Source organism: Exiguobacterium antarcticum DSM 14480 (genome assembly GCF_000685865.1).
Lineage (GTDB): Bacteria > Bacillota > Bacilli > Exiguobacteriales > Exiguobacteriaceae > Exiguobacterium_A > Exiguobacterium_A antarcticum.
In genome coordinates, this window is record NZ_JMKS01000005.1 from 201,104 (window position 1) to 225,171 (window position 24,068).

At 46.3% G+C, this 24,068-nt stretch carries 24 protein-coding genes; 13 read left to right on the top strand and 11 right to left on the bottom strand.

Annotated elements, in window-relative coordinates; translation table 11 throughout:
* Positions 1-144: 144 nt before the first annotated feature.
* The 4 genes from P404_RS0112300 (at position 145) to P404_RS0112315 (ending at position 3,578) form a co-directional block, all read left to right on the top strand.
* A complete protein-coding gene (locus P404_RS0112300; RefSeq protein WP_014969628.1) occupies positions 145-1,038 on the top strand; it encodes a 1,4-dihydroxy-2-naphthoate polyprenyltransferase in 894 nt (297 codons plus the stop codon).
* A gap of 171 nt (positions 1,039-1,209) precedes the next feature.
* Complete coding sequence (locus P404_RS0112305) at positions 1,210-2,121, top strand: guanosine-inosine kinase (protein ID WP_014969629.1); 912 nt, start codon at positions 1,210-1,212, stop codon at positions 2,119-2,121.
* A gap of 35 nt (positions 2,122-2,156) precedes the next feature.
* Entirely contained in the window at positions 2,157-2,582 is a 426-nt protein-coding gene (locus P404_RS0112310; protein WP_026830934.1) for an NUDIX hydrolase, read from the top strand.
* Positions 2,583-2,669: 87 nt separating this feature from the next.
* Positions 2,670-3,578 (top strand): YihY/virulence factor BrkB family protein, encoded by a 909-nt coding sequence (locus P404_RS0112315; protein ID WP_014969630.1) that lies wholly within the window; start codon positions 2,670-2,672, stop codon positions 3,576-3,578.
* 63 nt (positions 3,579-3,641) lie between these two features.
* On the opposite strand, the gene P404_RS0112320 is transcribed toward P404_RS0112315, so the two are convergent.
* Entirely contained in the window at positions 3,642-5,591 is a 1,950-nt protein-coding gene (locus tag P404_RS0112320; protein WP_026830935.1) for a heavy metal translocating P-type ATPase, read from the bottom strand.
* 186 nt (positions 5,592-5,777) lie between these two features.
* Here P404_RS0112320 and P404_RS0112325 point away from each other — a divergent pair, with 186 nt between their 5' ends.
* Both P404_RS0112325 and P404_RS0112330 read left to right on the top strand, forming a co-directional pair.
* Positions 5,778-6,707 carry a DMT family transporter gene (locus P404_RS0112325; RefSeq protein ID WP_014969632.1) on the top strand — a complete coding sequence of 310 codons (930 nt, stop codon included), beginning with the start codon at positions 5,778-5,780 and terminating at the stop codon, positions 6,705-6,707.
* 163 nt (positions 6,708-6,870) lie between these two features.
* Positions 6,871-7,158 (top strand): hypothetical protein, encoded by a 288-nt coding sequence (locus tag P404_RS0112330; protein ID WP_014969633.1) that lies wholly within the window; start codon positions 6,871-6,873, stop codon positions 7,156-7,158.
* Between the two features lie 90 nt (positions 7,159-7,248).
* Here P404_RS0112330 and P404_RS0112335 read toward each other — a convergent pair whose 3' ends face one another.
* From P404_RS0112335 to yfkAB, 3 genes are all read right to left on the bottom strand, one after another.
* Positions 7,249-8,415, bottom strand: coding sequence for an MFS transporter (locus P404_RS0112335; RefSeq protein ID WP_014969634.1), 1,167 nt, complete (start codon positions 8,413-8,415; stop codon positions 7,249-7,251).
* 51 nt (positions 8,416-8,466) lie between these two features.
* Positions 8,467-8,649 carry a hypothetical protein gene (locus tag P404_RS0112340; protein WP_014969635.1) on the bottom strand — a complete coding sequence of 61 codons (183 nt, stop codon included), beginning with the start codon at positions 8,647-8,649 and terminating at the stop codon, positions 8,467-8,469.
* A gap of 86 nt (positions 8,650-8,735) precedes the next feature.
* Positions 8,736-9,848 (bottom strand): radical SAM/CxCxxxxC motif protein YfkAB, encoded by a 1,113-nt coding sequence (gene yfkAB / locus P404_RS0112345; RefSeq protein WP_026830936.1) that lies wholly within the window; start codon positions 9,846-9,848, stop codon positions 8,736-8,738.
* A gap of 85 nt (positions 9,849-9,933) precedes the next feature.
* On the opposite strand from yfkAB, the gene P404_RS0112350 reads away from it, so the two are divergent.
* Entirely contained in the window at positions 9,934-10,143 is a 210-nt protein-coding gene (locus tag P404_RS0112350; RefSeq protein ID WP_014969637.1) for an SE1561 family protein, read from the top strand.
* Between the two features lie 40 nt (positions 10,144-10,183).
* Positions 10,184-11,569 carry a 23S rRNA (uracil(1939)-C(5))-methyltransferase RlmD gene (gene rlmD / locus P404_RS0112355; RefSeq protein ID WP_026830937.1) on the top strand — a complete coding sequence of 462 codons (1,386 nt, stop codon included), beginning with the start codon at positions 10,184-10,186 and terminating at the stop codon, positions 11,567-11,569.
* 44 nt (positions 11,570-11,613) lie between these two features.
* On the opposite strand, the gene P404_RS0112360 is transcribed toward rlmD, so the two are convergent.
* The 7 genes from P404_RS0112360 to P404_RS0112390 form a co-directional block, all read right to left on the bottom strand.
* Positions 11,614-12,495 (bottom strand): aldo/keto reductase, encoded by an 882-nt coding sequence (locus P404_RS0112360; protein WP_026830938.1) that lies wholly within the window; start codon positions 12,493-12,495, stop codon positions 11,614-11,616.
* 52 nt (positions 12,496-12,547) lie between these two features.
* Positions 12,548-13,180 (bottom strand): TVP38/TMEM64 family protein, encoded by a 633-nt coding sequence (locus P404_RS0112365; protein WP_236624400.1) that lies wholly within the window; start codon positions 13,178-13,180, stop codon positions 12,548-12,550.
* Positions 13,181-13,187: 7 nt separating this feature from the next.
* The gene (locus P404_RS0112370) at positions 13,188-14,582 is read right to left on the bottom strand and encodes a sensor histidine kinase (protein WP_051004044.1); all 1,395 of its coding nucleotides are present in this window, start codon (positions 14,580-14,582) and stop codon (positions 13,188-13,190) included.
* Positions 14,579-15,265: a response regulator transcription factor gene (locus P404_RS0112375; RefSeq protein ID WP_014969641.1), complete on the bottom strand. Its 687-nt coding sequence runs from the start codon at positions 15,263-15,265 to the stop codon at positions 14,579-14,581. Before P404_RS0112375 ends, P404_RS0112370 begins: the two co-directional genes overlap by 4 nt.
* A 134-nt stretch (positions 15,266-15,399) precedes the next feature.
* Entirely contained in the window at positions 15,400-15,957 is a 558-nt protein-coding gene (locus P404_RS0112380) for a GNAT family N-acetyltransferase (RefSeq protein ID WP_014969642.1), read from the bottom strand.
* A 259-nt stretch (positions 15,958-16,216) separates the two neighbouring features.
* Positions 16,217-17,362, bottom strand: coding sequence for an amidohydrolase (locus P404_RS0112385; protein ID WP_014969643.1), 1,146 nt, complete (start codon positions 17,360-17,362; stop codon positions 16,217-16,219).
* A 15-nt stretch (positions 17,363-17,377) separates the two neighbouring features.
* Positions 17,378-18,286: a TIGR01777 family oxidoreductase gene (locus tag P404_RS0112390; protein ID WP_014969644.1), complete on the bottom strand. Its 909-nt coding sequence runs from the start codon at positions 18,284-18,286 to the stop codon at positions 17,378-17,380.
* 125 nt (positions 18,287-18,411) lie between these two features.
* Here P404_RS0112390 and P404_RS0112395 point away from each other — a divergent pair, with 125 nt between their 5' ends.
* The 5 genes from P404_RS0112395 to P404_RS0112420 all read left to right on the top strand — a co-directional run bounded on the left by P404_RS0112395 (position 18,412) and on the right by P404_RS0112420 (position 24,048).
* Positions 18,412-19,233, top strand: coding sequence for a RecX family transcriptional regulator (locus tag P404_RS0112395; RefSeq protein ID WP_014969645.1), 822 nt, complete (start codon positions 18,412-18,414; stop codon positions 19,231-19,233).
* A gap of 348 nt (positions 19,234-19,581) precedes the next feature.
* Entirely contained in the window at positions 19,582-21,309 is a 1,728-nt protein-coding gene (locus P404_RS0112405; protein WP_014969646.1) for an ABC transporter ATP-binding protein, read from the top strand.
* Between the two features lie 17 nt (positions 21,310-21,326).
* The gene (locus P404_RS0112410) at positions 21,327-23,387 is read left to right on the top strand and encodes an ABC transporter ATP-binding protein (RefSeq protein ID WP_026830941.1); all 2,061 of its coding nucleotides are present in this window, start codon (positions 21,327-21,329) and stop codon (positions 23,385-23,387) included.
* 59 nt (positions 23,388-23,446) lie between these two features.
* On the top strand, positions 23,447-23,761 hold the full coding sequence (locus P404_RS0112415; protein ID WP_026830942.1) for a DUF1811 family protein: 315 nt from the start codon (positions 23,447-23,449) through the stop codon (positions 23,759-23,761).
* A gap of 2 nt (positions 23,762-23,763) precedes the next feature.
* Complete coding sequence (locus P404_RS0112420) at positions 23,764-24,048, top strand: YfhJ family protein (protein ID WP_014969649.1); 285 nt, start codon at positions 23,764-23,766, stop codon at positions 24,046-24,048.
* Positions 24,049-24,068 lie beyond the last annotated feature (20 nt).

A 24,068-nucleotide genomic window follows, 5' to 3' on the forward strand; every position in this document is an offset into this window, starting at 1 on the left:
TAGTCTATAGATACTGTGATACGTTTCACTTATTCTCAGTGTAAACTTTTTACCTGAAAAAAAGAAGGAATAAGCTATCTCTGATTGAGCATTGACAGTAAAAAACGAAACCCGATACACTTAGACAGGAAAGGGGTTTATTATATGAATAAATCAATCGCTGTATATTGGCGAATGACACGACCACATACGTTGACGGCGAGTTTTGTACCGGTCGTCGTCGGAACAGCTATCGTAGCACCACGCATCGAGTCACTGCGGATGGATCTGTTTTTTGCAATGTTGATCGCGTCGATGCTGATTCAGATCGCGACGAACTTATTTAATGAATATTATGACTACAAGCGTGGACTTGACACGGAAGAGTCGGTCGGAATCGGAGGTTCGATTGTCCGAGACGGTTTCAAACCCGGAACGATCTTAGCGTTCGCCTTATCGTTGTATGCGATTTCGGCATTACTCGGCATCTACCTGTGTCTTGAAACGACATGGTGGTTGCTGTTGATCGGCGTTATTTCGATGTTTGTCGGTTATATTTATACAGGAGGACCGTTACCGATTGCCTATACGCCATTCGGGGAAGTCGTCGCTGGTTTTTTCATGGGATATGTCATCATTGCGATCTCAGCTTATCTGCAAATCGGGTATGTGCCTACTGAAGCGGTCGCGATTTCGATTCCAGTCGCGATTTTAATCGGCTCGATTTTACTTGCAAATAACATCCGGGATCTCGATAACGATAAGGTCAATGGACGAAAGACGATTGCTTGCCTTGTGGGTCATCGGCGGGCCGTTTACGTCCTGATTGCCTTTTTCAGTGCCGCAATCCTCTCGTTACTGATGGCCGTGTTGGTCTTTAACGTGACGGGTTGGGCTTTAGTTGCGCTACTCAGCATTCCACTGATGATCAAGGCCGTGAAGTTATTTTGGCAAGATTTACCGCCTCAAGAACTGATGCCGGGGATGGCCCAAACCGGGAAAGTTAATACGATTTTTGGACTGTTACTTGCGATCAGCTTAACAATTGCGAATCTATAATGAAGACAAAAAACCTTTTTCCGAGTCAGGAAAAAGGTTTTTTTAAAAGCAGGATGTGACTGATTCGATTGGTTGTAACCATTTTGAAATTTTACTATAATAGAAGCAATGTGCCTGAAACGTTCATCAAGTCATCAGGGTTCATGAAATTTTTTTAGAGGTGGAACAGGAATGAATAAAATTGCGGTAATCGGAAAAGTATTCGTCGATATAAAAGGAACTTCGTTTGCTCCTTTGCATAAGGATGCTAAAAACGTCGGGGATATCAGTTTCTCGAACGGTGGAACAGGACGGAATGTAGCACAAAATCTCGCTGTTCTCGGAAATGATGTTCGCTTTATCTCGACGGTTACGAACGACCAGATTGGTGTAGGTGTGCTCGAAGAGTTGAAGTCATATGGCGCGAACGTCGATCATGTCGAGATGCTCGAAGACCATGGTATGGGCATGTGGCTCGCCGTCATGGATAACGAAGGAGATCTTCAGACCTCGATTTCGAAACAACCTGATGCGAAATTGTTGGAAGAAGCGATTCTTCGTCAATCCGTCTATGCACTCGATGGAGTAGATGCAGTCGCGATTGATTTGGATGTATCTGTTACGGTACTCGAACGCTTGATTCATGTCTGCCGCAAAATGGAATTGCCGTTGTATGGTGTCTGTGGTCATCTCAGCATCATTGAACGAAACCGCCATCTGTTACAAGGGTTTACCGGATTTATTTGCAGTCGGGAAGAAGCGGAAATCTTGTCCGATTTGTCGATTGTGACCGTAGAGGATGCGATTCATGTTGCGAATGAACTAGCGAAAAAAGGAGCGCCGCTCACGATCGTCACGATGAGTGAGCTGGGTGCTGTCTATGTCGATCGCCGGAATGCGACATCTGGTCATGTTGGAACGAAAAAAGTAAAAGTAGTTGATTCAACAGGTGCAGGAGATTCATTCTTTTCCGCTGTACTTTCTGAGCTAACGGACTCCAAACAAGCAGAGGATGCGTTGAAGCTTGGAATGAAGGTTGCTGCACAAGTCATTGCATCCACGGAAAATGGATTGATTCCAGAAATGCTTGATACGATCCGGTGAGTCCTCAGATCGTAATGTGAGGGGGAGGGAACGCCATGCCGATTCAACGAAGTGCCATCATCTTAATGAATGAAGCAGACGAAGTCGCCTTGATACGTCGTGATAAACCAGGCCAGACCTACTATGTGTTTCCTGGCGGTGGACGCGAAGCAGGCGCGACACTCGAAGAAACAGCGATTCGTGAAGCCCATGAAGAGCTAGGGGTCGACGTACAGCTGGAAGGAATCGCGGCCATCGTCCGTTTTAATGGATTAGATAATCCATATTACTGGGCAAGGATGATTGGTGGTGTATTTGGAACGGGAACGGGTGAAGAATTTGAGGACCAGTCTTCCGGGTATACACCGTTATGGATCAAACGCGAGGAATTAGCAGACTTACCAGTCCGACCGGCGACACTTGTTCAGGAACTGACGAAGATGACAGAACGTTTTTATGAAATTGAGTTAGAAGATAATTGAGGTTTTAGTTGAAACAAACAGGGAAAAAGTATATTAAGACAATGAGGTGGTCCTAGACTGCCTCTTTTTTATGAAGGAGAGATGAAGATGGCTCATACACGTGATCCAAAAGGGTTAGCACGCAATTTAAAGCAACGAATGGGAGACCATAACATCACAGACTACGCAGGGACGTTAGCGTACTATTGGTTTCTGTCTATTTTTCCCGGCATTATTTTTGTTATCTCAGTATTATCTTTCTTTGATATCGATCAACAGACACTCGAGTCTCAAATTCGTGATTTAGCACCGGGTGGATCGGTCAATACGTTTACTGATGTTATTTTCGAAGCAATTAAAGAACCACAAGGAGGACTTCTGTCTGTCGGGGCGATTTTAGCCATCTGGTCTGCCTCTAAAGGGGTGGATCGTCTGATTACGACTACCAATCATGCCTATGGAGATTTTTCGCCACGCGGGTTTGTCGCGTCACGCGGAATTGCTTTAATATTAACGATGATTCTTGGGATCGGGATGCTGTTATTGATTGTGTTGAACGTACTTGGAGGACCGATTATTACGTATTTAGCGAACTTCGTGATACCAATCGATATGGGGCAGAAGATTCTTTTGACTGTACTGCGATATGCCATCTCTACGGTCTTATTGATTGTGATCCTGTCAATTTTTTACCGGGTGGCACCGAAACGCCCGATCACATTTAAAGAGGCGATCCCAGGAGCAGTGTTTGGTGTCATCGTCTGGCAGTTGTTATCAGTTGGATTTGGTTTTTATGTTTCGAATTTCTCGAATTACAATCAAACGTATGGTTCACTTGGGAGTGTCGTCATCGTCTTGTTGTGGTTGTACTTTACCGGATTGATCATCTTACTTGGATCTGAATTAAACGCATCATGGGAACGATTCATGAAAAAAGCGGATCCTCAAAAAATGGAGGACAAACGTTTGAAAGAACAAGCCGATCTGGATTCGATTCCGATCAATACATTTGGATAACGAAACAATGTATGAAAAAAGCATCTGTCGTCGGATTACCGACACAGATGCTTTTTGTGATCATTAAGCTGCAGCTTGTTTTGAAAATGGAGTGGGGACATGGTGAACCGGCGTATCTTTTTGCAACAGACGTAGCCCGTTCAAAATAACAAGAATTGTTGATCCTTCATGACCGACTACCGCAAACGGCATGATCAGAAACTGTGAAAAATTAGAGATGATCAATAGTACGATGACACTGATTGCGAGCGTGATGTTCTGTTTGACGACACGGTTCATCTTGCGTGCTTTGTTGACGGCATAGGCGAGACGACCTAAATCGTTTTTCATCAGAACGACGTCTGCTGTTTCGAGCGCAGCGTCCGTTCCTTCACCCATCGCAATCCCTACGTGGGCGAGGGCAAGGGCAGGAGCATCATTGATTCCGTCACCGACCATCGCAACCGTTTTTCCTTCTGTCTGATACTGTTTGATGTAGCGCACTTTATCTTCCGGCAGACATTCTGCGACATAATCCGACAGACCGGCTTCCTTGGCGATCGCAGCAGCAGTCACTGGATTATCGCCCGTCAGCATGATTGTCGTGATACCAAGCGAGTTTAGTGATGTGATCGCTGCCTTAGCTTCAGGGCGAATGGTATCCCGTAATGCATAGAGGGCGATGATGGATTGACCATTGCTGACATAGACCATCGTGTTTCCTTGTTCTTTTAAGGATTGTTCCATCGATGCGAAAGGATCGGCCAATCCTTCATGGAATCCGTATTTACCAATCCGATATGTGGTGCCGGATACAGTGGCCTCGATCCCGAATCCCGTGACATCCTTGAATGCAGAAGGTTCGATAAGATCCGTTTTTAAATGGGTCACGATTGCTTGCGCTAACGGATGGTTCGACTGCGCTTCGATTGAAGCAACTGCTTGTTTTACAGCAAACGAATCAATCCCGTCAGCATAATGACTTTCTGTGACAACCGGCTTCCCGGTCGTCAGGGTACCGGTTTTATCGAAGACGATCGTATCGACTTGGCCAAGCGTTTCGATATGCGCACCACCTTTAAACAACACACCGTTGCGGGCGGAAGCGGCAATGGCAGATAAAGCAGCCGGTGTGATTGAAGCGACAAGAGCACAAGGCGAAGCGACGACGAGTAAAATCATTGCCCGGTAGATACTTGTTTCAAACGACCAACCGACAAGGTAATGAGGGACGATCATCATCAAAGCAACGACGAGTAACACGATTTTGACATACCGGCTTTCAAAGCGTTCGATGAATTGTGCGGAAGGTGACTGTTCGCTTTGTGCGTTTTGCACCATATGGATGATTTTCTGGAACAAGGATTCATCGGCGGCTTTTGTCATCTCGATCGTCAAGACACCGTTCATGTTGACCGTTGAATTGTAGACGGTATCACCGACTTGTTTTTCAACCGGAATCGATTCACCGGTAATCGATGCTTCTTCAATGGCCGCTTGACCGCGGATGATTGTCCCATCGACCGGAATCCGTTCGCCTGGTCTTACATACACGATATCTCCGACGGATAATCGTTCGAGGCTTACCACTTCCATTTTTCCTTCAGCATTCAGCCGTGTTGCTTCTTCTGGCTGGAGGGACATCAAACTTTGAAGCGCACGCTCATTTTTATTCATAGTGTACGTTTCGAGCGCACCGGACAGCGCGAAGATGAAAATCAAAATCGCACCTTCCATCCAGTAGCCGATTGCAGCTGCACCAATCGCAGCTAAAATCATCAACAACTCGACATTTAATGTTTTATCGTGATACGTTTCCGTCAATCCTTCTTTGGCTTTCGCGTAACCACCAATCAGATAGGCGGATAGGTAAAGTGTGACATAGGCGGTAGTCGGGACGTTCACTTTTTCGAATGCATAAGCAATTAAAATCAATATTCCACTAAAGAGTGCTAGAATCAATTCGTGATGCTCTTCCCAAGCATGACGGACCGCTGAACGTTGGTGGATATCGGTGGTAGTAGAGGTGGTCATATCAAAACTCCTTTCAAGTTCTAAATGAGAAATGAAATCATTATAGTAAAACATTGAGAATGTTGATTACCAACGTTTTTTCATCAATGATAATGAGTTTCATTGTCGCTAGATTATAATGATTATTATCTGTATGTTTACTATATCATGCTTAAGCCAAAAGGAACAGGAAAGGAATCAGCAAACATGAAAAAAATATTGACCAATCGTTTTGGAATGGTGGCTCTTGCTTTAGTGACCACCTTCCTATGGGGAAGTGCCTTCCCGTTCATCAAAAAAAGTTATACGTTACTTGCGATTACATCAAACGAATACGGAGAACAACTTTTATTTGCCAGTTACCGTTTTTTCCTTGCGGGTGTTTTATTGTTGATCCTTAGTGTTTTGGTATTCAAACAACCGATTACACTTAAAAATCGGACTCTTGCTTATAGCCGTTTAGGATTCTTTTTGACGTTTCTCCAGTATGTCTTCTTTTATATCGGTCTGTCCTTATCGACAGGTGTCCAAGGATCGATCATCGCGGGATCAACTTCATTCTTTCAGATGTTACTGGCGCATTTCCGTTATGAAGACGATCGATTGAACCGATTCAAAGGACTGGCACTTTCTTTAGGGTTCACGGGTGTAATCTTAGCGAACTGGCCGCAAGGCTCAGCGGGAGTATCATTTGGTGTCGGTGAGGTGTTACTGATCCTGGCAATGATTTCTGGAGCCTTCGGTAACTTAGTCGCGAAAGAATATTCAGCAAGCTATCCCGTCGCACCGATGACAGGATGGGCAATGGTCATTGGATCGATCGGCCTGTTCATCGTCGGAGCAGTTCTAAACGGAGAGTGGTTCCCATTCGCCTTCACGAGTACGACTGGATGGATGCTCTTATACCTTGCTTTTTTGTCCGCGACGGGCTTTACATTATGGAATTTATTGATGAAATACAACCCGGTCAGCCGTGTTTCGCTATTCATGTTTTTTGTGCCGATTTTTGGTGTGACATTGTCAGCACTTATTCTCGGAGAAGCGATTCCACCGCAAGCCTTCATCGGACTCGTGTTTGTCGTCACAGGAATTCTTGTTTCGACCTATCTGCCCATTTGGTTTCAAAAGCGGAGTTGACGAAGATTCTGAATCGTGCAAAAATAGTCTCAATTAAACCTTTTATGGGTAATCGTTCGTTGCTTAAGCCGACTTGTTCGGCTTTTTCTGTACGGTCATAAACCACCGATTCGGCCTTGTCTTAAAGGCTAGTGCAACTAAAAAATGAGAGGAGATGAGAGGAATGGAACGGAATGAGATCGTTCGAAAGATCATTGCGAATCGTCGTCCGCGGGATGAGTTTGCCCGGTTTGTCGTAACCTGTGTCAGTCAACAATTAAAAGAGACACATGGAGAGGTCGATGTGGAAATCGTGGAGGCGGAAAGAGGGTATGATTCAGTTTGGTCAATCAACGGTCGAGAGGTCGTCGTATTGCTAGAAACGGAAGAGTTGAAGCGGGCAAAAGAACAACCGTATGCGATCGATGATAAGCTCTGGCATAGTTTTCGGCAGGAAGGGATCGTTAAATAGAGGAAAGATTTCAAAACATGACGTGTAGTCGCCTAACAAAGACGGTCGTTCCCTTTTCGTGGAACGACCGTCTTTGTATATAGGGTGGCGTCAATGTGACTTCGGCTTAGATCGAAAAAGAAGATAAGCGAGTGTCGCAAGGACCAGGACAAACAAGCTGAAATAGAAGCTTGGGGGTAACACGACAAACAGACTACCGGAAATGGGGCCGAGTATCGATCCCAGGCTAAAGGAAATACCGGCAAGCAAGTTTCCGGTCGGTAGTAAATGATTCGGAAGCTGTTCTGTCATATAAGCGACACCAAGCGAATAGGTGGAGCCGAGCGCCATCCCGCTGATCGCGAAAATCGTAAACAAGGCGCCATAGCTTTGGAAGAAAAAGCAGGCCGTCAAAAAAGCGACGGCTCCGATACTGAGTACGGAAATCAACGTCCTCCGTTTTCCGAAATGATCTGCAAGGCGGCCGAGTGGTAGCTGCATCAAGAGGGAACTGACGACAAACGTTGTGATCAGCGTACTCGTTTGAGCGAGTTCATAACCATTTCGAGTGGCGAAGACGGGGAAGCTTGCGTTTAATGTAGCTTCTAAAAAACCATAAGTGAACCCTGGTAATAATGTAAACCAAGCCGTCGACAAGACGAGGCGATAGCGAGAAGCGGCAGACTGAAGTTCTTCCGGCATGATGTCAGACGGCTTTTCGTTTGGCAGTTGTCGCAAGGCAATCAAGACAAGGACAGTCAATATACCGGTCAAGACGAATGGGAGCCAACTGATCCAATCAACGAGTGGAGCAGCAAGGGGACCAAGGGCAAAACCAAGACCAAATGCCATGCCGTAAAGGGACATCGTCCGACCGAGTTTGTGATTCGGTGTGATCGATGTGACCCAGACTTGTGATCCGTAGTGGAGCGTCTGATCACCAAAACCAACGATGAATCGTAAGACCATCCAGGCCAGAACACTTGGCATGAGCGGAAAGGCAAAAACGGCAATCGCAACTAGAGCGAGTCCAAACGAGATGACAGGTACGTAGCCGTGGCGCCGTAACGGTTTTTCCATCAGTGGGGCGGCGACGATGATACCGATGTAAAGAACGGCAGCGCTTAGTCCGTTTATGTAAGCAGGAGTTCCTTGGCGTTCCAACAAAATAGATAATAAAGGAATGAGCAGTCCTTGGGTGAATCCTGAAATAAAGACGATCGAAAGAATCAAAGCAAAACGACGCGACAAAACAAACAACTGCCTTTCTTTTTTCATTAAGCATAACATGCCCCGGATATACGTTTGTATACCGGGGCATGTCCAGTCTTATGGTTCTTTTTGTTCAAAGCGTGTTGGACGAGGCATATGCAATAAATGTTCATCCCAATCCGTCTGATCGAACACTTCATCGTGTTCGATACTATGAGACACACGAATTCCAAACATCATAATCCCAAGCACCATACTGAACATCCCGATAATCGTGACAATCCCAACGAGCCATTCCATTTGAAAGCCTCCTTCAAACAAGGAAAGTGTGTCAACTTTGTGACAGACTTTTCCCGTTTTAAAAGACGCTTAAACCTTAAGTGACATTAAAGGCGACTTGTCTGTTTGAGGAAATCCACTTCCGGATAGTAGGCATTTTTGACAAGGGCATTTGGACCAAGGCACTGAACGGCAGGGCAGTGGCAGGACAAACTTTGATTAAGTTCTGTTTGTTGCCATTCTGCGTAAGCCTCGTTAAACGACGTCTCATGAATCGTTCCAAGCGATGCGAGTTCATCACCAAAATCCGTGACGATGATTTCTCCGTCAAAGATGTTGACGTTCAGGCGTGAGCGTCCATCAGGATCGTTTCGGACGGAGACGTTTGTTTCCCTTTGAAGACGACGATGGAGTGTTAAATCTTCCTCTTTCATCGAGCAGGCATAAAACGGCAGGGTACCAAACAGCATCCAGACATCTTGATCACGGGCATCAAGCAAACGGTGAATGCCGTCACGAATCTCATCGAGGCTGGCCGCTTCAATCATCGACGCAAAATCTGCAGGGTACATCGGGTGGACCTCATGCCGGACACAGCCCATATCGACGATTTCTCGATGGATGGCTTCTAAATGCGGTAACGTTCGTTTATTGATCATCGTTTCCGCTGAGACGAGGACACCACGCGCATTCAAGAGACGGGCATTTTCTTTCATCTGTTCAAACAATTTGGTACGTGCTTCCCGTGATGGTTTTCGTTCCATCATCGCAAACCCACCATCGATGAAGTCGTCTGCTGTGCCCCAGTTATGGGAGATATGTAAAACGTCAAGATAGGGGATGATCAACTCATACCGGGAAAGGGGAAGTGTTAAATTTGAGTTGATTTGGGTTTTAGCTCCACGTTCGTGGGCATACTTAAGTAAAGGGACGACATATTCCCGAACCGACTTCATCGATAACATCGGTTCACCGCCAGTAATCGAGAAGGCACGCAGGTGTTCAATCTCGTCTAGCCGTTGGATTAACAAGTCGACTGAAATGCTTGGTGTTTCGCTGCTCGATAACATATAGCCGACGGCGCAGTGTTCACAACGCATGTTGCAAAGGGTCGTCGTCGTGACTTCGATGTTCGTCAGCCGGGATTGTCCGTACTGTTCTAAATCACGATATGCTTCCCACGGATCGTTTTCAATCGTGATGGGGGATGTAAGTGACATCATTAAATTCCTCCTTTTAGTGCTCCACTACGTATCGTATGCTAAATGGACGATAGAATAAAGAAGAAGAAAGGAAGTCAGAATAATGGGAAAAGCAAGAACTGATAAACTTGGGCAGATGAATGTGCTAAAATCAAGAATGCAGCTTTTATGCCATACGATTGATTCATTGGATGAAACATCAGATATTGAGGATTTGGAACGGTTAGCCGTCTCCTTGGATCAGTTGAAAGCCAAGGTGCTTCGTTATGCAAAAGACATGAAGGAACATGAGGAATCTGAGAGCGGTTCATAACGACCGCTTTTTGATTTGGATCATGGAAAGGATGGATCAGATGACAACTAAAATTAAATTACAAGAGGGCGAAATACGTTCTGTGACCTGCTTACGGATGGGGATCAACGGGGAAGGCATCGCGACACTCGAACGACAAATCGTATTCATACCGGGTTTACTTGTTGGTGAAACGGCTCAAATCGAGATTACAGAAATCCATAACAACTTCGCGAACGCCAAAATCTTGAAACGAGATGTTCGTTCGCCGGATCGCGTGACACCATTATGTCCGATTTACAGCGAGTGTGGCGGATGTCAGCTTCAGCACATGAGTTACGAAGGACAACTTCGGTATAAGGAAGAAATGGTCCGGAACGCCTTTACGAAGTCAACGAAACTCAATGTTGAAAAAGCGGATATTCGTCCGACGATCGGCACGACGGAATGGGAATATCGGAACAAATCCCAGTTTGCGGTCGGAAAAGAAGGGACACAAATCGTCAGTGGCCTTTATTCTGCCAACTCGAACCGTTTGGTTGCGATCGAGGAATGTGTCGTCCAAAACAAAGAAACATTACGTGTCAACAACGCTGTAACCAAATTGTTGAATGACTACAACGTTCCGGTCTACAGTTCAGCGAAACAAGATGGCGTCATCCGCAATATCGTCGTCCGGACGGGGATCAAGACGGGTGAGATTCAAGTCGTCCTAGTCGCCTTCAAAGATGGCTTCAAGGATCTAGAAGGGTTATCACGTGACATCTATGACATTCCAGGTGTCATTTCGGTCGCTCTCAACATCAATGATAAATTGACGTCCCGTGTGTTCGGAGAACAAACGGAAGTCTTACGCGGCGTAGAACGGATCGAGGAACAGATGGGTGAATTCACATACCAACTTTCACCACGCGCCTTTTTCCAGTTGAATCCGGAGCAGGCAGAGCGGATGTATGGAGAAATCGTCAAAGCAGCTGCTTTGACCGGTGAAGAGCGTGTCGTTGATGCCTATGCGGGTGTTGGATCAATCGGACTTTGGATTGCTAAAGGTGCAAAAGAAGTCCGCGGGATGGAAATCGTCGAAGAGGCAGTCGAAGATGCGACGGCACACATGAAGCAGTATGGATTTAATCATGCGCAATACGTGGTCGGTAAAGCGGAAACGTGGATTCCACGCTGGGTCAAAGAAGGATGGGTTCCGGATGTCTTCATCGTCGACCCACCACGTGCCGGATGTGATACACAGTTATTAAATGCGATGATTTCTTCCAAAGCGAAAAAAATCATTTACGTCTCGTGTAATCCTCAATCATTGGCACGCGATTGTGACCACTTGATGAAAGCTGATTATAAAGTCAGCTATATCCAACCGTATGATATGTTCCCGCAGACGGCGCATGTCGAAGCGATCGTCGTCTTGGAAAAAAAGAAAAAGAAGAAATTTTAACGAAGATGCCCCATTCCTTTTACTGACGAGGAATGGGGCATTTTTCATGTTTGCTGAAGCCAGTTTTGATCTTGTTCTTGAAAACGTCGTTTCAGATCCGTGATACGTTTTGCCGGTAAAGGACCTTTTTCAAGTAAGCGAACGTTGTGCGTCAAGTGCTCCGGATTAGCGGTCCCGATGATGGCACTTGTGATGCCGGACTCGAAAATCGTAAACCGAAGGGCTGTTTCAAGCCAAGATGCTTCTTCTAGTGGGAAATCAAGCTGCTCTGCCCGTTCCCAGTAGGGTTCGACATATTGTCCGGCCGGACGTACGTCAAACCGCCAAGGTGCGTTAGCAAGCGGACGTTTGGCGATGATTCCTTTTTGTTGTCGGTGGATTTCTGGGACGGCATCGGCTAATACCCGTTGGTCATAAAGGTTGACCGACGTTTGGAAACTGTCGAAGCGTCCCGTCGTGATGGCGTAATCCAAATCATCCCGGTCACCAGAATAAGCAATCAGCCGGACTTTGCCCGCTTGTTTTGCCCGTTCAAGCGCCTCGATGACATCATCTTGAGCCAGTATCTCCTTGCTACAAGAGTGTAGATGAACGATGTCGATGTAGTCCGTCTGCATTGTTAAAAGTGCCTGATCGATACCTCCGGCTACTGCTTGGAATGTCCAATCGTCCGCGCCTGGGACATCATAACCAACTTTCGTCGACAAGACGACGTCGTGACGATGTTGTTTTAAGAAGTGACCGATTCGTTTTTCGGACAATCCATAGCCGCGAGCTGTATCAAACAAACGGATTCCCAAGTCTAGGGCTTGATGTAAGACGTAACTTGCTTCTTGATCTGATAAGGCTTCCGAACCGATATGACCGGCACCGAAACCAAGTGGTGAAACCTTTATATCCGTTTGGCCAAATGAACGTAGTTCCATTGTAGTTCCTCCTTTGTGTACCTCTTTACACTATACGAAGAAAACGGTTGCATCAATTCATATCAATTGGTCGTCTTTTTTTGACAAGAAGAAAAACGAGATAAAACATCAGGAAAACCCCTACGATTACCCAGGGGATGATTGAGTCATGCGTAATCAACTGGTTCACGGTAAATGCTTCGAGTACGAGGGCGGGTCCTTTACCGATCGTACTCGCCAGTAAGAAGACGACAGACGAAACACCACTGGTCGCACTTAAGAACGTGACGAGACCGGATGGGACAAATGGAAGAAGACGGAGGAAAAGGATTTGCCAAAACGCCCGCCATCCCGTCTGATGAGTGAGCCGGTTCGTCCATTTCAACATGCGTGGAGATTCAATCCTCGGTTGGATACGATAAAATCCACGGCGATAGACATAAAATGCAATCCAGGCACCCAGTGCCTCACCTAAGAACGACCACAATAAACCGTACCAAAAGCCGAAGTAGATGAGATTGGCTGCCGTGATGAAAGCACTTGGTAGAACACCAAACAAACTAATGAGTATACTGATCAACAGACTGATGGGTACAGCAAAAGCATCTGCTTGTTGGAACCAGTGTAAGAAAGTGGATTCGATAGTAAAACGTCCTTTCAATAAAATGAAAAGACCAAACCGATATCGTTCAATCGGTTTGGTCAACAGTCACTCAAGCAAAACCGTCCTCTTCGTCCGGCAACAACGGTAACGTAATCACGACCGCCGTCCCCTTACCAAGGGTGGAGTCAAATGAAATCGTCCCATCGTGCCGGTCGATGATATGTTTCGTGATGGCGAGTCCAAGACCGGTCCCGCCGTCTTTACGGGTCCGCGATTTATCGACCCGATAAAATCGTTTCGTCAAGCGTTCTAAATGTTCCGGTGGAATGCCTTCTCCTTCGTCACGAATCGAACAGATCGTGTGTTCACCTTCTGTGATGGTCGAAATGTAAATCTGCTTGGAGGCTGGGGTATACCGTAACGCGTTATCGAGAATATTTCCGATGACCTGTTCCAGTCGATCGTTATCCCCGAGGACAATTTGACTTGGATCAAAATCGGTCACGATCGAGACACCTTTGGCTTTAGCGATTGGTTCCATCCGATAAACGACATCCTCTAGCACTTGACTGAAAACAAGCGGTTGTTTCGTCATCGGATATGAATCCCGTTCCAGTTGGGCAAGATCCAGTAGATCGTTGACGAGTCGTTGCAGGCGTTCCGTTTCCCGCTCGATGATTTGATAATATTGTTCGCGCGTTTTTTCATCCAATGCTTGATCTTGCATCATTTCCGTGTATCCACGGATATAAGACAAGGGGGTTCGGAGTTCATGGCTGACATTGGCTAAAAATTCTTTCCGCTGTTCATCGACTTCACCAAGCGATTCTGCCATTTTATTAAGTGTTTCTGCCAGTTCGCCAATTTCATCATCGGACTGAATCGGAATTCGGTAATCAAAGTCACCTTGCGCATAAACCGTCGACGCGCGTTTCATGTCAATCAAGGGACGAATGATCGTATCGATGATTTGTCGACCGAAGATGACAAGATTGAGGACAATCAAACCGATCATAAAGAAAATCATCAGCCGAAGCGGTCGGAAAGGTTCACTGATTTGACCGAGCTCCAGGTAAAGGATCAATGTACCGACAAGACGGTTGTTTTCGATGATCGGAAACCCGGTCATTAAGATATCCGTGCCTTCAATCGGATGGCTGCGGCTCGAGACGACGGTCTCACCGTTTCGTAATTGCTCGATATCGGCATTCGTTAAAAACCTTAGACCGGCAGGGTTTTTCTTTAAAAAATCGATGAAAAAAACTTTCGATTCCGTCAATTCGTTTGTATAGGTCATCCCATCATAAAACGCACCAGATAAACCTTCCGATTCGTAAATATTGATTAGCTTCTCGCCCCGGTTCAGCAGAAGATCTTCCTGCGTTTGCAGGTAAAACCGGTCATAGAGATAAAATGTCAACAAAACGAATAGAACGGCCGAAAAAACACTGGTGAACCAAATCGTGATCCAAATTCGGCGGCGGATGGTATATCGTTTAATCATACTTCCTCGAATTTATATCCGATGCCCCAAACCGTCTGGATTGAACCACCGGCTTCCCCAAGCTTCAGGCGTAATGTTTTGATATGGGTATCCACCGTCCGAAGGTTACCGATATAATCCGCTCCCCAAATTTGATCAAGCAGTTGTTCGCGTGAAAACACCTTATCGTTGTTTTGGACAAACAAATGGAGTAAATCAAATTCCTTCCGTGTCAAACTGATTGGTTTCCCACTGACATGGACACTTCGGCTTTCCGTATCGAGTTCGAGTTTTCCAATCGTCAAGGTAGCCGACTGGTCCACCGTAAACCGGTGCGAGCGACGAAGCGTCGCTTCGATGCGTGCCAACAATTCTCGTGGACTGAATGGTTTCGTGATGTAATCATCAGCTCCGATTTTCAGACCGTGGATACGATCGAGCTCATCGGAACGAGCCGTCAGCATGATGATCGGGACATTGGAGAATTCTCGAATCCGCATGCAGGCTGTCAAGCCGTCCATTTCCGGCATCATGACATCGAGCAAAACAAGATGGAATGTATCACGCTGCATTTGATCAAGGGCCTCTTGACCGTTCGTGGCTGTCGTTGTCTGGTAATTTTCTTTTTGTAGGTTTGAGACGAGCAGGTCACGCATTTGGGCTTCGTCATCGACGACAAGTATTTTAAAGGATTGTTCCGGCATCAGTAATCGCTCCGTTTCATATAGGAAGACGTCACATCCTCTTCCAAAAGATGAATTTTCCTTATCATCATACCATTTGCAGCTTTCTTTACGCATCAAAAGAACAGCAAAAAAAGCACGAGAGGATTGTCCTCTCATGCTTCGAGTTGTTGTTCGTAGATTGTTTCGAATTCGCGTCCGTGAATATACATCTGAAAGCTGGATTTAGACACTTCATACAGCGTGAACTGGGTTTCCCCTGTGTTCAACTGTTCGAGTAGTGCCGGTCGTAACTCATCGGCACAAAAAGCATACGGCAATTTTTCCGCGGCCTTTTGTGAACGGACATTGCTCTTCCGGATTTTCATGAAGACACTTTCAAATTCAAGATCAAAAAATAGTTCCGCAAAAAATGCTTCTTTTGCGAGATTGTTGTAGCCTTTCCCATGATACGGTTTACCTAACCATGTACCGAGAAACCCATACTGTCCTTCGATATCAAGTAAACTGATTGTACCGATTGGTTGGTCAAATTCGTCTAGGATGGTACGTGAGACAAGTTCCCCACGTTCCTCCTCTTCGATTGCCTGCTTTGTAGTAAACAGAAATTCATCAAAGTACCGTGTTTTTTGGCGGACGTACGGATATACGTCTTGATGCTGCATCAGTTCGAACAAATCAGCGCAGTCGCTCAGCTCCCGTTGCTTGAGCATACTTCCATTCCTCCTTCTTAAGACCGCTAGAATGATTGTCGAAAGCTACCTGTCTGACTCGTTTGAACCGCGCATGGTATGCCTTCTTCAGTTGTCGGATAAGATAATATTACCTTCTTTTTTTAAAAAAGCAAGCAAATAATTTTTGTGAAAAAACAAACAAAAAGCTGACATTTTTTGCAAACAAAAAGTAGCCATTTTCATAACGAAAAAAGTCTTTGAATTTTAACGATTTTCCGTTAAAATCAAAGACTTTTTTTTAAGACATTGAAGTGAGATGTGTATGTTCAAAGATTACTTTCCCGTCAATCATCGTCATCAACGGCTTCGCAAGATAATCGAGCGGGAAATGACTCCACAAGACAAGGTCGGCATCTTTACCGACTTCGATTGAACCGACTCGATCGGCGACACCAATCGATCGGGCTGGATTGATCGTGATGGCACGAAGCGCGATGTCGACGGGTAATCCTTCACGAGCAGCAAGACCGGCACATAAATTCAAATACTGGACAGGTGTATAAGGGTGATCCGTCGTAATCGAGACTTCTAACCCATGTTCGTGCAGAACACGGTACGTTTCCCAGGTCTTATTTTTAAGTTCAATCTTAGATTTTCGTGTAAACGTCGGACCGACTGTCACGTGCTCGATCGGTAATCGTTGAAGTTCTTTTGCGACGAGGTGGCCTTCTGTACAATGTTCAATCCGGACATCGAGATTAAATTCTTCCGCAAAGCGGATGGCAGACAAAATATCGTCCGCACGGTGGGCATGGACACGGAGTGGCATCTCTTTGTTCAAGACCCGTTCGATCATCCGATGGGCGAATGTATCCGCTGTTCGTTGCATTTTTACTTCGAGGAAAGCTTCGCGCAACATTCCCATGATCCCCATTCGTGTCAGTTCCCCGGCACGTCCGGCACTATGGACACGTTTCGGATTTTCTCCAAGGGCGATTTTTAATCCAGCGTATTTCCGTAAAATCATATCGTCGATGAACCGTCCGTGTGTCTTGATGACACTTGTGACACCACCGATGATGTTCATGCTGCCCGGCATGACTTGAACCGTCGTAACGCCGTGTTCGATCGCTTCTTTGAAACCTTCGTCTAACGGATAGACGCCATCAATTGCCCGTAAATGAGGGGTCATCGCAAAAATCGTTTCATTGGCATCATTTCCGACCGTCCCGGTTCCTTCATCATAAAGTCCGAGATGAGTATGGGCATCGATGAACCCGGGGAGTAAAAAACGTCCTTCGGCTTCGATGACCCGCTCATCTTCTCGGGCATCCAATAGTTCATTGATTTCATTGATTTTACCGTCTTTGATTCGAATATCTCCATAAAAATTATCTGATGTAATCGGGAAGATATGTGCATTGCGTATTAAAACATCCAACATGTGTCAGCCCCTGTATTAGTTTGTATGCTCCAGATTTTGAAGTGCATCCTTTAGTTCAGCATACCGAAATTTGTAACCATTTTCGAGTGCTTTTTTCGGAATGACTCGAGCTCCTTCAAGAACGATGACACTTTTTTCGCCAAGGGCGAGTTCGAGTGCGAAGCGTGGAGCGGGTAACCAGTGAGGACGATGTAATACATTCCCGATTGTTTTTCCGAACCGTCGCATCGTCTCAGGGTGAGGTGCCGTGATGTTGAGGGGACCGTTCACGGAGTCAGTCGTCAAGGCGAACAGGAACAGTTCAACGAGATCATCGATATGAACCCAGGAGACCCATTGTTTTCCGTCGCCCATCGTTCCTCCGCCAAACAGTTTGTAAGGAAGACGCATCAATGGATAAGCACCACCGTCCGTACTCAGGACGACACCGATTCGTGGATGGACTAAGCGGATACCGAGCTCGGCAATCGGTTCGGCTAAGTTTTCCCAAGCAACACACACATGGCTCAGAAAATCGGCAGTTGGTGGAAGAGAGGTGTCTTCGGAAAAAGTCTGATGGCGGTCTTGTCCATAAATTCCGACGGCAGATGCCGATAAGACGACAGCTGGTTTTGAATCCAGGGCTTGAATGATCCGGACCAATTCTTTTGTCCCATCAATCCGGCTGTCAAGAATGACTCGTTTCCGTTCCTCCGTCCATCTTCCATCGTTGATTGAGGCACCGGCTAAATGGATGAAGGCATCCACATCGTTTAATTCCTGTTCGGGTGCCGCTTTATCCGTCAGCCATTCAACGTAGGAGACGGCGCCTTCTGCTGCCTTCGGTGAACGGGTTAAAATCACAATCTGATGTCCTTCGTTAAGTAATCGTTTCGTTAGTGCCTGTCCAATCATTCCGGTTCCGCCTGTAATCGCGATTTTCATAGCTTAAGTCATCCTCTCGTTCTATCTATATTAATCCTTGTACATATGTTCCCGTTTGTCCATTTCACTCAAACCTCATTCAACATGTTATCGTTGCAGAAGAAGACGAAAAAGGAGGAACAGACTTGAAAATCAAACGAATCTCAACCCAAAAGAAAAATACGGAACGTTTTAATATTTACATTGAACGCGAGGGCAAAGAAGAATATGCATTTGCCGTCGATGTCGATATTTTAATCAAATATAATCTACAGCGCGACAAAGAGCTAGAGGATGATTTCGTCAAGGAAGTACTCACGGCAGAAGAACAACAAAAAGCCTACCGGTTGTCGCTTAACCATCTGTCATACCGGATGCGGGCGACGAGTGAAGTCGAAACCTATTTGATGGAAAAGGAAACACCGGAGCATGCGATTAAACATGCGATCAAACGGTTGACCGATCAAAAGTATTTGAATGATCAACAATTTGCTCAAGCGTATACGGCGACGAAAAAAGCGACGACGCCGCAAGGTCCCGGACGGATTCGACGGGATTTAGAAGCTTTGAAAATTCCGAAGAAGGATATTGATGAAGCACTCGCACAGTTCACAGAAGAAGAAGAACTCGAAAAAGTGTTGAAGTTTTTACGGCAAAAACAAAAAGAACTGGCGAGAAGATCGGTTCGTGAGCTGAAACAGAAACTACAGCAAACACTGATGCAACGCGGTTTTTCAACGGAAGTCTCAAAACAGGGACTTCAACTTGTGTTCGAAGAGATCGAAGCGGAAACGGAAGAATCAGCTGCGTTGTACCAAGCGCGAAAATATTATCCGAAATACCGGAACTTGGAGCCGTTCGCCCGTGTGCAAAAAACGCAGCAGGCGCTCGTCCGGAAAGGGTTCCCGTATGCGCTCATCGCAGAAGCAATCGAGCAAGTGAAACAGGAAGAAGAAGAAGGAATATGACGAGAAATAGATTCACGCTAAAAAATGGACACAAAATTGACAATTGTTCGACAATTATGTTATTCTACGCTCAGATTAAGAAAAGGAGGAACCGTCACATGAAACAGCCACTTGTTATCTCATCTATCAAACAGCTAAATATGGCGGAGACTCTCGAACTCGTATAAACACTCATTCAGTGTGCGATTGACAGGGAATCCGTTCCCCGAGCACGCAGACCATATCGTCGATTCAAATCGTCTTTAGAAAGGCAGATTGATTCTCGGACTGCTCCGGAAATCAGTGTGCCTTTTTTGCGTGCTTGGAAACTAGGTAACACCAATATGAACGACAAAGGAGAGAACGATCGTGCGACTATTTCGCCAACTCAGTTGGTTTTTGAAGGAACATAAAAAATCATATTTGATTGCCGTCGTCTTATTGATTGTGACGGGCTTCATCGACTTGACGCCCCCATGGCTGATCGGAAAAGTAATCGACGGATTACGTTCCGGTTCCATGGACCGGACGACTCTGATGCAATACGTCATCGGTCTGACTGTCATCTCGATCACGTCCTTTATCTTGACGTATTTATGGCTTGCGAAATTATTTGGAACGGCTTTTTTACTTGAACGCACATTGCGGAGCCAGTTTTTTACACATTTATTAAAACTGACGCCGACATTTTACCAACGGAATCGAACAGGGGATTTGATGGCGCTCGCGACCAATGACTTGAAGGCAGTCGAACGAACGGCTGGCTTTGGTGTCCTGACACTCGTCGATTCACTCAACATGACAGCGATTACGTTAGTCGTGATGGGGGTCGCGATTGATTGGAAACTGACGCTTGCGGCACTGTTGCCGATGCCGATTCTTGCCTATGCGATGAACAAACTTGGCAGTCAGATTCATGGGCGTTTCATGACGGCGCAGGATGCTTTTGGGACGATGAACGACCAAGTCGTGGAGTCGATTTCTGGTTTACGGGTCATCCGCTCATTTGTACAAGAAGATATCGATGTAAAAAAATTCGACCAAGTCACGACCGATGTTTTCGATAAAAACATGCATGTCGCAAAAATCGATGTCTTGTTTGAACCGATCATCAAATTATTAGTCGGGATCAGTTACTTGATTGGTTTATCGTTCGGGACGTACCTCGTCTTCACGAACGACATCACGCTCGGGCAACTCGTTGCCTTTAATATTTACCTCGGCATGTTGATTTGGCCGATGTACGCCTTTGGTGAATTGATCAACGTCATTCAGCGCGGGACAGCAAGCCTCGATCGGCTTCAATCGACGATGCGGGTCAAACCATTGATTACATCGACGCCGAACGTCGACATCGATGTCCCGGAAACGTTTGAACTGTCAGACTTGACGTTTACGTATCCGGAGACAAAACAACCGGCGTTACTGGGCGTGAACGTAACGGTTGAACAAGGGAAGACGATTGGGATCGTCGGTCCGACCGGTGCCGGGAAAACGACGCTCCTTCGTCAGTTCTTACGCGAATATCCGGTCGGGCGTGAGATGTTGAAAGTCAACGGGGTTCCGTATGAAGATGTGGCACTTGAAACGGTCCGAGGTTGGACAGGATATGTTTCGCAAGAACATCTGTTATTTTCAAAAACAGTTCGGGACAATATTCTGTTTGGTGCCGGAACGGCAACGGATGAGGAGCTGCACGAAGCAATTCGTCTTGCTTCATTTACGACGGATATCACGATGCTCGATCAAGGACTGGAGACACTGGTCGGGGAGCGCGGGGTCACGTTATCGGGAGGTCAGAAACAACGACTGTCGATTGCGCGGGCCATGTTGAAAAAACCGAAGTTATTGTTACTCGACGATTCGTTGTCAGCAGTTGATGCGAAAACGGAATCGCAAATCATCGATGCAATCCGCACGAACCGGGAACAGTCGACGACGTTGATTGTCGCCCACCGCTTATCCGCGGTTGCCCATGCGGATGAAATTCTTGTCTTACAAGACGGTCGAGTGACAGAACGTGGGACACACGAACAATTGATGGCACTCAAAGGCTGGTACGCTGAACAGTTTGAACGCCAAAGTGAAGAAACGTAAGTGAGGAGGTGTGAACCATGAATGAAGAAGAACTTTATGTATTAGATCCGGTTCGCCGGAAAACAACCATCCGCTCGCTCGTCCGGTATGCAATGCACGAGAAACGAGCGATCTTCTTAGGATTGTTTTTGTTGATTCTGGCAGTCGGAGCAGAACTGACCGGACCGTATATTGCTAAAGTCATCATTGATGAACATATTGTCGCAATCGAAAAAGATTGGGTCGAAGTGACGGAAGGAGGGGCCGTCGAGTATGCGGACCGACAGTTTGCGAAGACGGCTGATGTACCGGCGTCAGCAGTCTTGAGACCGATCGCGATCGTTCAATCGAAAGACGGCTATTATTTTGTTCCGGAAAAAGTCGTCAGTGGGGGGGAACGGAGTGTGACGGATGGAACGTTGACGGTCACACGTGGAACCGACACGTATCGTTACCCGGATGTCACGCAGCTGACGCAAGGTCAAGTGTATGATTTTTATGCCTCAGATCTGAAAGCAATTGGATGGTTGTCGTTGTTCTACATCATCTTACTGTTGCTTGCAGCAGGCTTAAACTGGATCCAACAGATTTTGCTTCAGCGTTCGGCCCATAAAATCGTCAAACGGATGCGGTTGGATGTATTTTCACATTTACAACGGTTGCCGGTCCGGTATTTTGATCAGACGCCAATCGGTAAAATCGTTAGTCGGGTGACCAATGATACGGAAACGATTCGTGATCTGTACCTCGGTGTGTTGGCACGCGTCTTTTCCGGACTCATCACGATGGCAGGAATCCTCGTGGCGATGTTTTTCCTTGATGTTCGTTTAGGGTTGGCCTCACTCGTCATCATTCCGATTGTCTACTTTTGGATTCAATTGTTCCAAAAACTAGCGACGGAAAACAACTTTAAGGTCCGATCACTTGTCGCCGATATGAACGGTCAATTAAATGAAAATATCCAAACGATGCCCATCATTCAAGCATATGCCCGGGAAAAAGAAGTCCTCGCGGAGTTTGAACAGAAAAACGAAGAAAACTATCAGACACGCTCGAAATTACTCCGACTGGAAGCGTTGATGTCGCATAACTTGTCATACTTCTTAAAAAACTTGACGCTCGCCTTATTGATTTGGGTCGTCGCCGGAAAAAGTTTGACGGACGGAACGTTTTTATCGCTTGGTATCCTATATGCCTACATCGATTATGTCTCCCGTCTATTTGAACCGGTCACTCAAATCATGAATCAGTTGTCCCCGCTTCAACAAGCCCTTGTCTCAGCAGACCGGATGTTCCAACTGCTGGATGAGAAGGGGGAAGATGTCGAAAAAGGACGTTTGCCGCGTTTTGCGGGTCGTGTCCAGTTCAAGCAAGTGGAATTCAGTTATGATCCCGGTCACCCGGTGTTGCAACAGATTGAGATCGAGGCGCGACCCGGTGCGACGATTGCTCTGGTCGGTCATACCGGCAGTGGGAAAAGTTCGATCATGAACCTGTTGATGCGTTTTTATGATCCGTCAGCAGGACAACTACTGATTGACGGACAAGATGTCACGACGTTGCCCAAACAAGCTGTCCGTGATCATATGGGGATCGTCTTACAAGATCCATTTTTATTCACGGGGACGATTCGGACGAACATCACGCTCGGTAATCCATCGACTTCGGACGAACGCATCCGGGAAGCGATCGTCGCGGTGGGTGCGGACCGATTCATCGACCGGCTCCCCAAAGGACTGGACCAACCGGTCATCGAAAAGGGAGCGACCTTGTCGGCCGGAGAACGGCAGTTGATCAGCTTTGCCCGTGCCCTGGCCTTCGACCCGGCAATTTTAGTGTTGGATGAAGCAACGGCCAGTGTCGATTCTGAGACGGAAGCGATGATTCAAGAAGCGTTGCTGACATTGACGAAAGGGCGGACGACGTTCATCATCGCCCACCGGCTATCAACGATCAAAGACGCGGATGAAATCATCGTCCTGGACCGCGGACAGATTGCTGAACGTGGGACACACGAAGAGTTATTAGGGAAACACCAGATTTATGCGAAAATGTATGCCTTACAAAGCAAACGGAATCTCGAACTGAAATCGAGCTAACAGGACCATTTTACTTCCTCTTTTCGTATATACTAATGACGAAGAGGGGGAGTTTTTTGATGGACACACGAATGAGTCAACTGTCGAAATATGAATTAGAGATGCTCGTGACGAAGTTGAACGAGCAAAAACGAAAAGCCGAGCAACATGGCAACATGAGTGAGGTTGAGGTCATCATCCGTAAAATCGCGATTGCCCAGAGTTATCTCGTCGATGCGAGTCGCTTCGAGACAGGACGGTTTTACCGGATTGATGGAGAAGAACTACGTTTCGAACTGCATTTCGTAAACGGGGTCATGGGCTGGGGACATTTTGAAGGGACAGTAAACGAAGTGGCGATTCCACTCGCCTTGATTCGAGAAGAGGAGGAATGACGATGGATCAAAATCGTTCAGAAGCACTAAAAGGACTGGCTGCAGAATTACAAAACGTCAACGAGACGTTGACACCACTCGAAGCTTTGACGTGGGTTGAAGTACTTTGGGAAGATTTCGAAGCGACACTTGCGCGGGCAGGAGAGAAATACCAAGGCGAAGCGGTTGCCGTTCGTTTCGTCCAACAACAAATCAAACAACACGGTGCGATGTTGCATCGTTTCAACACGACAAATGAAAAGTTCAAGCATCTGATGATTGGGCGCGACAGCCAGTCGTTCAACTAAATAAAGGACTCGCTCTTCGG